The sequence below is a fragment of the Baaleninema simplex PCC 7105 genome (assembly GCF_000332355.1).
In the GTDB taxonomy this organism is placed as follows: Bacteria; Cyanobacteriota; Cyanobacteriia; order Cyanobacteriales; family Geitlerinemataceae; genus Baaleninema; species Baaleninema simplex.
Genome location: NZ_KB235958.1, coordinates 3,718,717 through 3,734,655 on the forward strand (window position 1 = coordinate 3,718,717; position 15,939 = coordinate 3,734,655).

At 50.9% G+C, this 15,939-nt stretch carries 12 protein-coding genes; 10 read left to right on the top strand and 2 right to left on the bottom strand.

Translation table 11 applies throughout. The annotated features are described in order from the left end of the window. Positions 1–163 precede the first annotated feature (163 nt). Positions 164–2,839 (bottom strand): AAA family ATPase, encoded by a 2,676-nt coding sequence (locus tag GEI7105_RS0118955; RefSeq protein ID WP_017662009.1) that lies wholly within the window; start codon positions 2,837–2,839, stop codon positions 164–166. A gap of 503 nt (positions 2,840–3,342) precedes the next feature. On the opposite strand from GEI7105_RS0118955, the gene GEI7105_RS31310 reads away from it, so the two are divergent. Both GEI7105_RS31310 and GEI7105_RS31315 read left to right on the top strand, forming a co-directional pair. After that, entirely contained in the window at positions 3,343–3,846 is a 504-nt protein-coding gene (locus GEI7105_RS31310; protein WP_017662010.1) for a hypothetical protein, read from the top strand. A 24-nt stretch (positions 3,847–3,870) separates the two neighbouring features. Further along, on the top strand, positions 3,871–6,363 hold the full coding sequence (locus tag GEI7105_RS31315; protein ID WP_017662011.1) for an alpha/beta hydrolase: 2,493 nt from the start codon (positions 3,871–3,873) through the stop codon (positions 6,361–6,363). Positions 6,364–6,432: 69 nt separating this feature from the next. Here the strand turns inward: GEI7105_RS31315 and GEI7105_RS0118970 are convergent, their stop codons facing one another. Continuing rightward, a complete protein-coding gene (locus GEI7105_RS0118970; RefSeq protein ID WP_017662012.1) occupies positions 6,433–8,511 on the bottom strand; it encodes a S8 family serine peptidase in 2,079 nt (692 codons plus the stop codon). Between the two features lie 19 nt (positions 8,512–8,530). Here GEI7105_RS0118970 and GEI7105_RS38635 point away from each other — a divergent pair, with 19 nt between their 5' ends. From GEI7105_RS38635 to GEI7105_RS31340, 8 genes are all read left to right on the top strand, one after another. Continuing rightward, a complete protein-coding gene (locus GEI7105_RS38635; protein WP_158413232.1) occupies positions 8,531–8,668 on the top strand; it encodes a hypothetical protein in 138 nt (45 codons plus the stop codon). A 66-nt stretch (positions 8,669–8,734) separates the two neighbouring features. Continuing rightward, positions 8,735–9,832, top strand: a complete 1,098-nt coding sequence (locus GEI7105_RS40800; RefSeq protein ID WP_017662014.1) for a hypothetical protein — start codon at positions 8,735–8,737, stop codon at positions 9,830–9,832. Positions 9,833–9,946: 114 nt separating this feature from the next. Further along, entirely contained in the window at positions 9,947–10,969 is a 1,023-nt protein-coding gene (locus GEI7105_RS33690) for a hypothetical protein (RefSeq protein WP_017662015.1), read from the top strand. 349 nt (positions 10,970–11,318) lie between these two features. After that, positions 11,319–12,500: a hypothetical protein gene (locus GEI7105_RS0118995; RefSeq protein ID WP_026097784.1), complete on the top strand. Its 1,182-nt coding sequence runs from the start codon at positions 11,319–11,321 to the stop codon at positions 12,498–12,500. 54 nt (positions 12,501–12,554) lie between these two features. Next, positions 12,555–13,775, top strand: a complete 1,221-nt coding sequence (locus GEI7105_RS0119000; protein WP_017662017.1) for a GNAT family N-acetyltransferase — start codon at positions 12,555–12,557, stop codon at positions 13,773–13,775. Positions 13,776–13,782: 7 nt separating this feature from the next. Then, positions 13,783–14,211 (top strand): Holliday junction resolvase RuvX, encoded by a 429-nt coding sequence (gene ruvX, locus GEI7105_RS0119005; protein ID WP_017662018.1) that lies wholly within the window; start codon positions 13,783–13,785, stop codon positions 14,209–14,211. Positions 14,212–14,215: 4 nt separating this feature from the next. After that, on the top strand, positions 14,216–15,130 hold the full coding sequence (locus GEI7105_RS0119010; protein WP_017662019.1) for a bile acid:sodium symporter family protein: 915 nt from the start codon (positions 14,216–14,218) through the stop codon (positions 15,128–15,130). 225 nt (positions 15,131–15,355) lie between these two features. After that, positions 15,356–15,709: an FHA domain-containing protein gene (locus GEI7105_RS31340; protein ID WP_202804410.1), complete on the top strand. Its 354-nt coding sequence runs from the start codon at positions 15,356–15,358 to the stop codon at positions 15,707–15,709. Positions 15,710–15,939 lie beyond the last annotated feature (230 nt).

Below are 15,939 nucleotides of genomic sequence, written 5' to 3' on the forward strand. Positions count from 1 at the left end.
AATGGTATAATACGGAATCCGTACACCATAGTCCCTTTTAACGCGATCGCCCAAAATTGATTTAAGTCCTGGCGTACAGGGAATTTACGACGGGGGCCGCAAAACAGGTTTTTCAAGACTGGATTCCGTATAACGCAAAAAACCGATTTCTTAACCTTATATTTCAATTTTTTTTACGTCGTGAGTTACCATTTTTCCTGGTGCGAGTCTCTTGTCCGTCATTAGGATCTACAGTTGTGTCATCAGAAGTATTATTGTCATCTCCTTGAGTTTTCTCTTCAGTCTTATTTTTATCTCCCTGATTTCTATCAGTAGTATCTTCTAAAACACACTCATCGTGAATATTTTCGATATCATCTTCTGGATCGTCCAATAAACCTGCATATTTGACCCTTTCAAGGTCAATTTTAAATTGATCGAAGTTATCAATAATCTTATTCATTTCAATATCTAGTTGATGAACCCGACGTAAATTTTGAATTTGGTTCTTGATTTTTTCGATTTCCTCAGCCGATTCATTCTCCTTACTGCTATCGAGCATATTTTCAATTTCATCCAGCAAAATAGTTACATCTTCACGTCTTGCAGTACATGGATGAACTGCATAAAAATTTTTCTTGTGTCGTTCTATCTTTTGGGATAATTTCTCTTTAGTTAATTTTTGTTGAGCCATGCGTTGCATATAATTTAATTTTTTAAATAATGATTTGAAATTTTTTTCAAATCTCTCTAAATCATGAAGTCGATCTTCCCTTAGATTTTTTTGTTTTGACCATTCATTGACAACTCGGATAACATTACGAGCAAATCCTATCTTATTGATTTCAATTTCTTTAGTAGGAAGATTAGAAAAACTCGACTCTATTGCGTTAAGGATAGTTTTGTTATGAATATTATCTAAGACCAAACTTTCATCGAAACACAACAACCCTGCTTCATCCATTTTAAGAAACTCTTGTAGGTACAATTTTGTTGCTTGTACACAAATCGAAAGAGGAATAATGTCTTCAATTTCTAGTTCTGAAGTTGCGTTCTCAATAAGACAAAACTCTTCTCTTAGATCGTTTAATTGAAGAATGTATTGCTCTTTAAGCAAACGTCTTCGATGTTGACCTCCTTTGGCCAACAGGTGCTTTTTGGCTTTATTTCCACTCAGATCGCTATCCAATAAAACAATTACTGCTGGCTGTTCTACATCACGTCCACAGGCTAAATAGACTAAATAAGGAATGTGTGAGGCTGAACCAGATGGAACAATAGTAATTTGGTTTAAATCTAAAGTTGCTAAGTTAGGCGTGTTTCTATTTCTCAAATATGCTATTGCTCCTGCAATAAGAATTTGATCTGAAAGACCTTCAACCATCAAATTACAGTTACCAATAAAGGTTGTTTCTCCAACATAAGCACCTATTGATGACCTTAGAGGTTCATAATGATTTTGCACGGCATTTTTGACGACTCGGGTTCCTTCATCCTCATATCCTTTCTGTAAGACCCGAATACGTTCAGAATGATTCTTGTCAATCAAAAAAGGCGAGTGTGTTACGTAAACTACTTGAATTGGGTAGGTTATATGAGAATCGCGTTCAGGATTTGCAAATAGATCGAATACTTTTAATAAATCTTGCTGTGCCTGACTAGACAAGTAAGCATCAGGTTCATCCATTAATAAAATTTCTGATGTTGGAGAAGAGGCTTCATGAGATCGATATTGAATGTAGTAGCTTAAGAAGTATCGTAATCCTTGACTTCTTTCTTCAAATGAATATTCAGTTCCTGTTCGATCTGTTATGGTAAACACTAAATCATAATCTCTAGCCATAACTTTTAAAGAAAAACTACGATCTTGAACCCAGTAATTTGGAAAATTAAAATTAGTAGAAAGCTGTCGATTGATTTTCTCCAAAATACCATTTGCATATCCTTGCATTCCATTTCTTATTGATTTTGCAAGGTCAAGCAATGCATTAGAATCAACTTGAGCGATTTTACAAATCAATTTATATGCTAATTCATATTCTTTGTACCTTTTTTTATAGAAAGAATCAAAATCATCAAAAGTTTTAACGATTGATTTTAACGATCGTGATGCTTTGGGGTCGATTTCTTCTTTATTCTTGCCACCCCATGTACGAACTTTAGTAATTAATTCTGGATCTCCGTTGAAAGAATCAAAAGAATCAAGAGCATCTACAATTGTATTTCTTTGCTCTCTATCTAAAAGCTCGAAGGTGCGGATATCTTTCATTTCTAATTCAAAATCAACTAAGATTTTTATGGGAACGCTAGATGGAAGCGCAATATCAGATTTAATTTCAAGTATTTCTGGAAAAATTGCCTGCAAAGTGGAGGACTGTTTTTTCTCATTCGGTATTGTATACGGCCTATAATCTCCTTTCTCTGGCAGGTAAACTGTCAAGATATTTTTATTTTGACGAAAAACTAAAAGGCGATTAAAATCGATACTCTCAGGAATTTGGATGATTGTCCGTAAATTAGCTTTTTCAGAATTGGAAAATCCAGACCACTCCGTACCAAAATCAGGATATTTTAATTCATTTCTTTTTACTGTAAAAAAATGTGAATAACGGCAAAAATCACTACGTTCGATTCCCTCGCCAGTTATAGCCTTTTTAATAGCACTTAGAAGATGAGACTTTCCAGATTCGTTTGCACCCACAATTGTTGTGATTTTGCTCTCGATAGGAACTTCAATGTATGGATAAAAGGCATCATCTATTATTTCCCAAGGCTTGGGTTTTACTCTAGTATTATTTTTTCTTAAAAAGTCGTCATTGAATGATTTGTAAAAGCGAACAAACAGTGTTTTAAGATACATAATTAATGCAGAGAGGTTTAATAATTGTATGTCTTTAAGACTGTAAATTTAGTCACAAAAAACATTTTGAATTGATGGTTTGATGTTTTTTTTAACAGAGGCTATCATTTTTTGTTTTTATCATTACTTTTTGTGTTTTGTCAATATATAAAATTAAATAATAAATTTTATTCTATTTTATAAATATAATTTATAAAATAATTGGTAAGTCTATCAATTTTAGCTCTTCCGAACTTACCATGCAAGAAATCGATGAAACTCTTACAGGAGCAGGAGTTTTCGCTAAACCGTATAAAAAGGTAGCTCAAATCGCGCCATCCCTTGTCAGATACAGGCTACAAGCATTTACCCTACAGACCAAAATCGGAAGAACCTAAATTCTCTTTAAAAATCAATAAAAATCAGCTTGAAAACAATTTATAAAACTTCACAAAAATAGCAAAATTTTATGAGAAAATTGAAGTCGATTCAAAGTCAAAAAATGCGAGATCGAGGTGCATAAAATGTTCGAGATCGTCGTATCGCCTCGTGGGAACCGACCCGACAGCTTCCCACCGGGCTTCTGGAAAAGAACGCTTGCGGCGATCGGAATCGCGATCGCGCTGTGGCTGTCGATCGCCGTTCCAGTAGGTGCGGCCGAACTCCCCCAAGCCGACGAAACCGGGAACTATTCCGGGCGATCGTGTCACCAACATTGGGAAGTCGTCGATCCCGACCCCAACGGTTTAAACTGTCGCCGCGCCGAGATCGGTCTCAAAGAACTCTACGGTCTCGGTCTTCAGGATTTACCGGAAATCGGAAATTGGGAAGTCATCGGAACCCTGTCTGAAGGCGAAACCTTCACCGCTGCCCTTTTTCCATCGGGATTCAACGGAGTTTACGACAAAAACAGCAATCCTTGGCTGTTTGTCGATCGCGTCGATCGGGCTGACAGTCCCAGCCAGTGTCTCGTTCGAGCGAACGCAAACTTCGTCAAACCCATCGAACCCGCTCAAAACTGCTCGTAAGGTCTGTTCTCAGTAACGTTCACCATGACGCACTTGACCCCCAAACACCTGCAACGCTGGCTGCTTGGACTCGTCGCAGGGACGAGCGTATTCGGGAGTGCGATCGCTCCCCAACCCACCCAGGCCGCCGAACGACTCGCCATCACCTACGGTCCGCTCGAACTCTACGTTCCCATCGAATCCCTCGAAACCTTTGCCGAAACCGGAGAAATCGATTCTGACCTCGCCTTCTACTTACGATTTTTTGACGAAAGCACCCACGAAACCATGCGCGGGGCGCTGACGCGAGAACTCCCCTTAAGCGCCACGGTTCTCTCAAAAGCCCTTTACATGGGCATTGGGGAAGGATTTCTGCGTCGTTTGGGAACCATCATCCAAACCGATAGCGGACTCAACGGCGGTCAAGCCTTGCGATCGGCAATTCTGGTAGCAGCTTCGGACGACAGCGAAAGTTTCACCCTCCTCAACGTCCTAAAAAAATATCCGACCCGCGAAATCCGCGTTAACGCCCGCTTTATCTTAGAAGTGGCCAACCAACTCTCGCTGTTTTTCGACTATCGCCAAGCTGCAACGGACGTTATCGTGGCCGAAGCCCAGCGAGAAGCGGCTAACGATTCCCCAGTAGACTTTTCTCAACGCCCCGACTTGCGAGAACCGGGACCTTACGGCGTGGAAGTGCGGCGGTTGCGGTTCCCCGTCAGCGGCATTCGTCCGACAGAGTTGGGACTCGCTGCGTCCTACGATCTCGATGTGGATGTCTACCTTCCCGAAGGACTCGACGAAACTGTTCCCGTGGTGGTGTTGACCCACGGCTTCGGGTCGAACCGCGACAATTACGACTATCTAGCCGAACACTTGGCCTCTTACGGGTTAGCGGTGGCAGCCCCCGAACATATCGGCAGTAACCTCGAATATCGCGAAGCCTTTTTACGAGGGGAACTGAGCGATTTAATCAGTCCCATCGAATATCTCAGTCGCGGCTTGGACTTGACGGCGACACTCGACGAACTCGAACGCCTGGTGAACTCCGACGATCCCGATTGGCGAGGACGCATCGATGTCAACCGCGCGGGAATCATGGGATATTCCTTCGGCGGAACGACAGCGTTGTCGATGGCGGGGGCGGAAATTAACCAAATGCGGTTGACCGAATCCTGCGTTCGGGAAGAACATTTTACACTGAACTTCTCCGTCACCCTGCAATGTTTGGCGTCCTATTTGCCCCCCGTCAATTACGATCTCTACGACCCTCGATTTAAAGCAGCGTTGGCGTCCTATCCCATTACCAGCGTCGTGTTCGGCCCCGAGGGCATGGCGAATATTTCGATTCCCACGATGTTAATCTCGGGAAGTAACGACATTATCGCGCCGTCGATTCCCGAACAAATCCATCCGTTTCTGTGGATGACGGGAACAGACGAGAAGTATCTGATGGCGATGGTTCCGGGGACGCACTTCTCGACGGGAATGGACGAGTACACGCAGCAGTTACCGGAGTGGTTGCGCGGTCCGGTGGGTTACGGACAGCCTTATTTGAAAGCGTTGAACGTGGCGTTTTTCCAGTACTATTTAGCCGAAGACGAGTTTTACGAGCCTTATCTGACGGCATCTTACGGGCAATATATCGATTATGACGAGTTGACGGTGAACTTGATTCGGGAGTTGACGCCGGAGATGTTGATTTCGGCGTATGGGGGAGAACCACCTATCGAAATGTTCCCGACGACTGTGGTGTCGGCGTCGGCGTCCCGTCAGGAAAGCGTGGTCGAGGAAATTCAGCGGACGGGTATTTTAAAAGCTGCCATTCGCAGCGATTCCCCACCGTTCGGCTATCTCGACGATGAGGGGTTATGGAATGGGTATTGTGCGGAGGTGTTGCGCTCCTTCGCCGATTATTTAGAAACCGAGTTAGAGATGCCGGGAGGCATTGAGGTGGTTCAATTGCCGTCGAGTTTGAGTACGCGATTCGATTTAGTTCGCAGCGATCGCGTCCATCTCGAATGCGGGCCGAACACCCTCGTTCGCAACCCCGACGGTATCGCATTTTCGCAGCCGTTTTTCGTCACGGGAACCCAGTTTTTAGTGAATCTCGACAGCGTCGATCGCGTCAATCCCAATACAACTCTTAGCGGGGTGAAAGCGGGGGTGTTGGAGAACACGACGACCGAACAGTTCCTGCGCGATCGCTATCCCAACGCCGAAACCGTTCTCTTCAACGACGACTATACCGCACTGGAGTCAGTAGCGACCGGGGCGATCGACGCCTTTGCCAGCGATAGCATTTTGATTCTCGGAGAACTGCTGCGCCTCAACGCCGATTTAAGCGATTTCGCCCTGGTTCCCGAACAACCGCTGACTTGCGATTATTACGGCTTCGCGTTGCCCGACAACGATAAAACCTGGGAACGAACTGTCAACGCCTTCATTAGCAGCGACACGGCATTAGAGGCGCGAAACGAGTGGCTGAGTGGGTTTTATCCGATCGCCTTCGAGACGCTGGATTACTGCACGAGATGAGGAGCCAGGGAGAGGGGGGGCTTCTTCAGGGAAGACTGGTGACTGGTGACTGGCGACTGTTGACTGTCTCTATCCCATTCCGAGGGTTAACTGCCAGCGTTTGAGGGTTCCCGTATCGCCGTGGGCGACGTCGATCGCCTGTAGGTTCCAAATGCCTTGGGCGGACGTGCCACGAAACTTGTTCAGCGAGGGGGTATCTGCCATCGAATAGCTGGCGTTCGATCCCGATTTTCGTCCGACGCCGCGACCTTGTAACAAGGCGGTTTCACCGTTGGGGGCGACGAGATAGAGTTCCAAATCGCCGAGGTAGGGATGGTCGATGTCGAGGTTGACAGCCAGTTCGACAACGGGCAAATCGTCGAGAACGCGAATCGGACTGAGAACGCCGTCGAGATCGCCATCGGGAATTCTCACAGAGCGATCGTTGGTTCCGCGAACCCGTTTCGTCACCGTATGGGGGGCTTCCCGCATTTCCTTGGCGGCCAGAACGGCGTTGTAGGCGTTGACTTTACCGTAGCCGAACCAGGGAGAACGCCCTTGGTTGTCGTAAGTGCCTAACCGTTTTCCCAGTTGGGGGTCGGGTTCGGTATCGACGATTTTGTCGGCGGTGCGCTGGAGAATATCTTTAACTTGAGCGGCGGTGAGGTCGGGATTGACAGAGAGAACGAGGGCGGCGACTCCGGCCACCACGGGACAGGCGCTCGAGGTGCCGCCGAATCCAGCGGTGTAGTCCCCTCGGGCGTAACCGGCACTTCCGACGCGATCGGTGGTGAATACGCCCAAACCCGGCAGGGCTTGGGTGACGGGGGGAGCGGTGCTGATGTAACCGGTTTGTTGGAGCCAAATTCCCGGTGGGGCGTTGTTGCTGGGGGCGCACACGGAAATTTCGTCACCCCAGTTGCTATAAGCGGCTTTGCGACTTTGGCTGGTACAGGCGGAAACAGCAACGACGTCGGGGTGGGTGGCAAAACCGCTCAACCAACGGGTGTTTCCCGACAGGACGTTTTGCGGCCAGTTTGTTTCGTCGATGATGCCTCGGATGGGACGGTTGGCGTTTCCGGCGGCGAAGACGACGACGCAACCTTTGCCGTCGCGGCCTTTGCTAGCAGTTCGGGAAATGGCGGCGTATTGACGCATCGACAGGCGGAAATTGACGGCACTCGCGCCCCAACTACAGGAGATGACGGAAGCTCCGCGATCGCTAGCCCAGTCAAACAGTTCTTCGATAGAGTCGTCGTCGAGATAGCCGGTGGTGCGAATCGGCATCAGGGCGCAACGGGGGGCGACGCCGACGATACCGCTACCGGTTTCTTCTGCCAGACAGACCCCCGCACAGGCAGTTCCGTGGTTGTCGGTTTGGGCTTCGGGTAGGGGAAGGAAATCTTTACCGCGCAAGTCTCGCGGGGCGACGATTTTGCCAATTCCTTGAAAGTCGGGATGGTCGATGTCGATGGAATCGTCGGTAATTGCCACGACTACCGAGCGATCGCCTCGGGTTACGTCCCAGGCTTTTTCGGCGTCGATGTGGGAGTTGGGAGACAGCAACGCGCCGCCGTCGTGGTGTAAGTACCACTGACGGGGATAGAGATCGTCGTCGGGGCGGTAGGTGAGGGAAGAGCGAATCGCGATATTGGGTTCGGCCGCCAGCACGCCATCCCGGTCGAGAAGGGCGTTGGTGAGTTTGATGGGGTTGGCGGTGGCGTCTTTGGTGACGCGGAACACGAACGCTCCGGGTAAGCCTTCGAGGGGTCGCAGTTCTTCGAGTCCGAATTCGGCGGCGATCGCGCTTCGGTCACCGTCAGTAACGCTCTCGTCAAACATGACGGTGATGTCGTCGGCTAAATAAACGAAGCTCCCCGGATTGCTTTGAATTTCGTAAACGTGGCTGACGAAGGCAACGTCTTCTAACTCTCGGGTTCGATCCATCGCGGCGTCGAGTTGGGCGGGATCTTCGACGCGAAACTCGAGTAAAATTGCTTCTTCTCGCGAACCGATGGGAACTCGGCCGCAGAAGGAAGCTCGCACCTGGGACAACAGCGACTCGCTGACAGCGGGCGATTGCGGGCGCACGGTGAAGCGATCGATCGCTTTGTTGAGGGATAGCGTTTCGCCGCCGCGTTGTAACGTCGTTCCTAATGCTTCAGCCACGACTTCCCCCCTGCCTGTGTTGGCGATCGATACCGAGATCGATCGCTATCTTAACTCGACGATCGCGCTCGAGCGATCGCAATGTCCGGATGGCTGTCTTTGGGACGGAGAAATGTTAAGATACGCCTTTGTTAGAGATTTGTTAAAAACATCGTAACGCTTCGTCGGTCGTCCTCTTCCGTCTCGTTCGATCGCCATTGGCACTGCATAGGTGAAGGTTCAAATGCTATTTCCAACTCATGGGTTCCGCCGCTTTCGACTCTCTCGACCCTCGACGTTTCTCCTCGTTCTAGCCGCAACGTTCGCCACACCCGAGGCTTGGGGACAAACACCGGGGGAAATCGAACTTCCCGACACTACGGATCTCGCCCCCGTTGAGGAAACTGCTGCGGCTCCGCGCCTGCCTATGGACGACAGTTCCCTTAGTTTACAAGGGATTAGCCGCTTGACGGACGAAGCGGACGCGGCGATCGCCGTCGACGATTTCGATCTGGCCGTTCGTAAGTTGCAAGAAGCCCGACAGTGGAGCAACCAACTCTCCTCGTTTTACCAACAACTGTCGAGCGGGTTTTCGGGGATCGACAACCGCATTTACCAGCAACAGCGACGCATGGCCTTAGAAGCCGCTCAAATGCGAGACGTGGCGACCTATCAACTCGCCCTGTTACATCGCGCCCAAAACGAGCCGGAACTTGCGGTTCCCCTTCTGGTTCAAATTGTCGCGTCTCAAAACCCCACCCGCGAACTGGGAAACCGCGCCTATCGCCAACTCTACGAACTGGGATTTGTCGAGTCGCCGTTCGGCATTCAAATCGAGAGCGAACCGGAAGAGACGGGCGAAGACGGTTCGGAAGAAACGAGCGAGGCAGAAACGTCGGAAACTGAAGATAACGCCCCCCGTCCTCTGGCCGAAAGTTCGATTCTCAACCTACGAGGCATTTCGGGATTGATGGAACAGGCGAACGCTGCGGTATCGGAGGAAAATTACGACGTTGCGGCTCGCAAACTCCAAGAAGCTCGGGAACTGGGAAATCGCCTCTCGAACTACTACCAACAGTTAGCGGGGAGTTTCTCGGGCATCGATAACGCGATTTACGAACAACAACGACGCCTCGCCCTCGACTCAGCTCAGTTACGGGACGAAGCGACTTACCAACTTGCCCTGTTACATCGCGCTCGAAACCAACCGGAACTGGCGGTTCCGCTACTCGTCGAAATTGTCGGTTCTCAAAACCCAACGCGGGATTTAGGGAAAAACGCGTACCGACAACTCTTCGAGCTGGGATTTGTCAACGATCCCTATCCGGCTCGTCGCGATTAGACGACGAGGTAGCGTCTTAAGTTAGAGTGCAGTATGTAGAAGGTGCTGATTTCTCGACTCTCACTGTTTCGCTCCTTTGTCCTCTCTCTCTGTTCCGTACTGCAATTGCGAACCATGCGCCTACAAGCTTTCTCGAGTCCGATCGCGTGTTTGACGGTGACTTTAGGGCTGGCCGGTGCGTCCGGTTGGCAGGTTCCGGCTGCGGCACAATTGCCCGACTGCGAGCCACCCGCACCGGGAGAGTACCTGTTATTGATCGTCAGCGAAACGGAAGACGATCCGGCCATCGTTCGGCAGTTGCTGGCGCCGCAGCTTCAGGCTCGGGTCTGTTCCTATCTCGAAGAAGTCGTCGTGCGCGTTGAGGGTTTCAATTCTCAGGAGGAGGCGTCGAGTTTGGCGCGATCGATTACGCAAGAGGTGGGGTTGGCCGCGTTCGTCACCCGTCCGCCGAGCGATGCTCAAGCCACGCCACCCGCGCGATCGACTCCACCGACAACGGCAACGACTTCTTCTCAAACGACTCCCTCGACTCCGTCGTCTGGTTTTTTAGAGTTACCTCGGGTCGAGATTATCGAGGCGCGTCCGGCGGAAGGTCGATCTTCGGCGACTTCTACGACTGCGACGGAGGAGGAGGAAAACGGGGCGGATTTCGACGTGGCCGTCGATCGCAATATGAACTCGCGCGATCTTCCCCCTGCCAATTTATCTGACAGCTCGTTCGAGATTCCCTCGTCGGATGAGGAAATCGATACTTCGGAGTTACCCGTCTACGTCCCGGTTCCTCAATCGTCGGTTTCGTCTTCTTCGTTCCCGCCGACGCCGACGGTGACACTCCCAACGACAACGCCTTCTCCGTCAATGACGACGGCTTACAATCCTCAAACCCTCGCGCCGGGTTATGCGGTATTGGTCGATTATTTCAATCAAACTCAGGTCGCCGCTCAGGTTCGGTTGTTGACGAGCCAACCTGTCGGCTTGGTATCTTACGGTCAGCGACCGTTTTTGTTGGCGGGGTACACGTCAAACGAGGCCGAGGCGAACCAACTCCTTCAACGGCTCAGCAGTAACGGGTTTTGGGTGATGGTGGTGGACAGTCAGCGGGTGATGGTAATCGCTCCGCAGGTGGCGGCGTATTGAGCCGGTTTTCGGAGGTTGGCTCATGTATCGCGGAGGAGAGAGGGGTTTTGTTGGCTCGCTTGTTGATTAAAAAATCAAATATATAGCCAGGTTAGCCCATATAACCATAACTTTATTATCGCCGCGAAAAAGTTTTCTGTCAACCCTTCTGGCCGGACGCGAATTTCCCGCTTTTTTTGAAAAAAATTTCAAACATTGTAGAGCTGTTGGAGAGGGAATCAGATACAGAGAAAGAGTCTCGAAACCGTCGGTGACAAACGGGAGGGGAAAGGACGTATCTGTACGATCGCTCGCGTTCGGTGGTATAAACGGGGGGAGTTTTGAGGAGTGGGAGGAACCAGAAAACCCCGTGTCGATTGGAGTTGTTTTAGCTGTTATTGTAGGCGTCGTCGTGGCTGTCGTGGCTCTCGGTGCGATCGCCTTGGAATGGAACTATCGCAGAAAACCGGGAAACCGCCTGGAGTTTCACCCCGGACGTTGGGAACTGGTCGAACGAGAACGCGATCGCTACCGCGTTGTTGGCGAGGTGGAACTCTACAACAGTACGAACCGCCTCGAAATCATGGTTCCCGAAGTGAACGCGGACGCGACGCTACTCTCGAAAGGGTCGCTCTCGGGAATTACCACCCATATCGATATTATCGCCGACCATCCCGACGCCCCAGCGCGAAAAGACGGGTATTGGTTCGCCTACATCGTCAAAGCACGCGAATCGACTCGCTTCAAACTCGTTGTCGAACTGCGGGGAGAAGATTTGACGCAACTTCAAACCCTGTGGGTGAAAGTGCGCTATCTCACCTACGGCCCCGGCGGACGGATTCCGCGTACCGGTCACGTAGTCTTTCCCCTACAATATCCCGAACCGGACGCGGCGGCGAACTGGCAAGTGAAGGAAAACGCGGAAGTTTTACCGATTAAAACCCATTTACTCACGCACCTCGACGATCCGGTGGAGGTGGTGCGGCGGTACGTTCTTCCCCACGCCAACCCCGAAACCGACATCGTGACGATCGGCGAAACTCCCTTAGCGATTATCCAGGGTCGTTGGCGCGATCCGGCGTCGGTCAAACCCGGTTGGGTGGCGCGGCGTCTGTGCTATTTCTTCCTTCCCACCTCCAGCTTGGCGACGGCTTGCGGGTTGCAAGCGTTGGTGGATTTGGTGGGGCCTTGGCGCGTGCTATTGGCGTTTATCGGCGGTTCGATCGCGAAAGTTCTCGGGAAACCGGGGATGTTCTACCAGTTAGCGGGGGAACAGGCGCGGTTGATCGACGACGTAACGGGAACGCTCCCGCCGTACGATCGCTTTATCGTTTTAGGTCCGCACGATCCGAAAGTAGTGGTCGATCGCATTCGTCGAGAGACGGGGTTGTCGGCGGCGATCGTCGATGTGAACGATTTGAAAGCCGTTAAAATATTAGCAGCGACCGACCGTCTACCTAAACCGTTTCTCGAAGCGGCGTTGCGGACGAACCCAGCGGGGAACGCCGACGAACAGACGCCACTGGTTTTGATCCGGCCGAGACAACCGTAGTTCAAACCCGGACTTCGAGATCGATCGCACCTTTGTCGTTACGCACCCAATCCCATGAACGCCTCCGCCGCTCCTCCGACTGCTTCGATCGAGATCCGTCCAATTCAGTTTCGCGATCTCGAGGAAATCGAAACCCTCTTGCAATCTAATGTGTTTACTGCCAAAAGTCCCAGCGACACGCTAGATTTGGCGGCGCACCTCGACAGCATCCGTCACAGTTACGGACTGCTGAAATTCCTCAGTTGGTTTCCCAATCCCTATCAGAACTTACTGAGAGCCTATGTCGCTCAGCGCGATCGCCAGATTTTGGGTGCGATGCAAGTCTCTCCACTCAACCGCGCCGCGAGTACCTGGCGAGTCGATCGCGCCATCGTCGATCCGGCGGCGGGAAGTCAAGATACGGGAACTGCACTGTTGCGCCACTGTCTGCAAACGATTTGGGAGGCGCGGACTTGGATCGTGGAAGTAGACGTCAACGATCGCGCGGTGATGGCGCTGTACCGTCACAACGGCTTTCAACCGCTGGCGCAGATGACCTATTGGACGTTAGAACCGGAGCAGTTGGAGGCGATCGGACAGCGAGAACCCGATTTACCGAACCTCACGCCAGTGAGCAACTCGGACGCACATCTGCTGTACCAACTCGATACGGTATCGATGCCGCCGTTAGTGCGTCAAGTGTTCGATCGCCACATTAGCGATTTCAAAACCAGTTTGTTCGGTTCGTTGATGTCGGCGGTCAAACAGTGGTTTGGAAAAACGGAAGTCGTCAGCGGTTATGTCTTCGAGCCGCAACGGAAAGCAGCGATCGGCTATTTTCAAATTCGGTTGAGCCATCACGGGAAGTCTCCTCACGAAGCGAAGTTGACGGTACATCCGGCGTATACCTGGTTGTACCCGGAACTGTTGGCGCAGATGGCGCGGATCGTCGGACAGGTTCCCCCGCAGTCGTTGCGGTTGTCTTCGACGGACTACCAACCGGAACGGGAAGAGTATTTGACTTCTTGCGGCGCCGAACCGATCGCGCACACCTTGTTGATGTCTCGGTCGGTGTGGCATAAATTGCGGGAAACCAAACAGGTCAGTTTGGAAGGGTTGCAACTGTCGGACGTTTTAGGAGGATTGCAGCCGTCTCGGAAACCCGTTCCCGGTCGGATGATGTGGTTTCACGAGTGGTCCGACCGAATGCAGGACGATCGCCACTCGAACGATCGCAGTTCCGGCGATCGCGGGGGGAACGATTCGGAACCGTCGAGCGATCGCGATCGGGGTTAACGGTGTAATGAAGGGAGTAGCAGCGTTAGGTCTCGATCTCGGTCGCCGTCGTATCGGTGTGGCGGGGTGCGACGGCTTGGGGTTGACAGCGCGGGGTCTGACGACGATTTCCCGCAAGTCGTTCGATCTCGACATCGCCGAACTGCGTCGTTGGGTCGTCGAACGGGACGCGACGGTCTTGGTGGTGGGTTTACCGTACCAGATGGACGGTGAATTGGGTAAACAGGCGTATCGGGTGCAAAAGTTAGCCAAACGCATCGCTCAGGCGTTGCAACTTCCTATTGAGTTTGTAGACGAACGCCTCAGCTCTGTGGAGGCGGAGGAGTTGATGCGGGAGGCGGGACAGGAACCGTCGCGGGAGAAAGGGACGGTCGATCGGTTGGCGGCGGCGTTGATTTTACAGCGGTGGCTGGACGAACGACGCGGTTCTGGGTGAGGCGATGAAAGCGTTTCTGCCGATTCTCGCGATCGCTCTCGGCGCGATCGTCACACCTGCGTCTCAATATTCTGAGGCCATTCGGGTTTTACTGATCGTGATGCTGTTAAATGCTTTTATTGGCATTGAATTTAAAAGCATTTACAAACAGATTCATATGCGATCGGGGTTGGTGGTTTTTGCCAACATCGGCTTGGGGTTTATTTGGTATATTTTAATCGCACCGTTCGACGAATCTCTCGCAGAAATTGTCTTTTTGACTGCGATTTCACCGACAGCGATCGCCGCGCCTGCAATGGCGAGTTTTTGGGGTGGAAATGTAGAGTTCGTCACGGCGTCTGTTATTTTGACGAACGGTGCGATCGCCTTCAGTTTGCCGTTTTTGAGCCAGTTTTTATTTCAAATCGATTCAGAAATATCGACGCTCAATATTCTGCAATCGGTTGCCATTCTGATTTTAACACCACTCGGAATTTCGAGATTGTTTAATCATAACAAATATCGAGAAAAATATCAAGAAATTCTACCTAAAGTTTCGTTAGCATCTTGGGCGATCGTATTATTTTTAGCGAGCGCGAAAGCCTCTCACTTTATCCGTTACGAAACGCAAGAAAGCTGGACTGTTTTAGTGGCGATCGCTATACTTTCGGCCCTCGTCTGTAGTTCGAGTTTTTACCTCGGACGATATCTTGGTGGAGCGCAGCTCGATCGCGAATCGAGTCAATCCCTCGGTCACAAAAATACAATGTTTACCGTCTGGTTTGCCCTATCGTTTCTCAAACCGACGCTAGCGCTCGGACCGATGTTCTATATTATTTTTCAAAACCTTTACAACGCCTATCAAATTTCGCAGGTTCGTCACTTTACAGGATCTTCATCAAGCCAAGCCCCGTCGCACTCGTCCCATAGGATAAAATAAACTTAAGAAACCGTCTACCGCAATCTCTACAGGGCATCTACGGCGTCAAACTGGCACTCAGCCAGTCGAATCATAGCAATTTCAGCGATCGCCTTTACGAGATCGATTGGCTCGGATCGGCCTGTTGCGTTTTGTCGCGAGAGCCAAACCGAAGTCGCAGGCGATCGTCAAACATAATCTCGTTTGCGAACGCGGGACGGAGTCCTGTCGTCTGGGTTTTCCGCAGTGATTACGCTTTCTCTAATTCATCCGACACAAGCCGCTCCCATCCAGCGCTGGACCTTCGAACGCGAAGCCGTCGTACGGGTTGGCCGCTCCAAGAACAACGACGTTGTCGTCCACGGTTCCCTAGTTTCTCGACACCACCTGGAACTGTGGAACCGTCAAACCCACTGGGAAATCGTCAACTTTGGGACGAACGGCACTTTTGTCAACGGCCAACCCGTGCGACAGATGCCAGTCTGCGACGGGATGACGATTCGTCTAGGGGCAACCGGCCCGAAACTCCAGCTTCAACTGAGTTCGGATTCCACTTCACCGACCGTCCCACCGTCGCGCTCGAACATTGCGCCGTCTTAGGGAGAAGGGGAGAGGGGGAGAGGGGGGAGAGGGGGAGAGGGGGAGAAGTATTGACCTGACTTCGGCTACAGGGGCGGTGCGTGACGAGCGCTCGGTCTCAGGATTTACACCCGATTTTTCAAGTCACGCACCCTTGTCTGTTGGCGGTGTACATTGGCGGTGCGTGACGAGCGCTCGGTCTCAGGATTTACACCCGATTTTTCAAGTCACGCACCCTTGTCTGTTGGCGG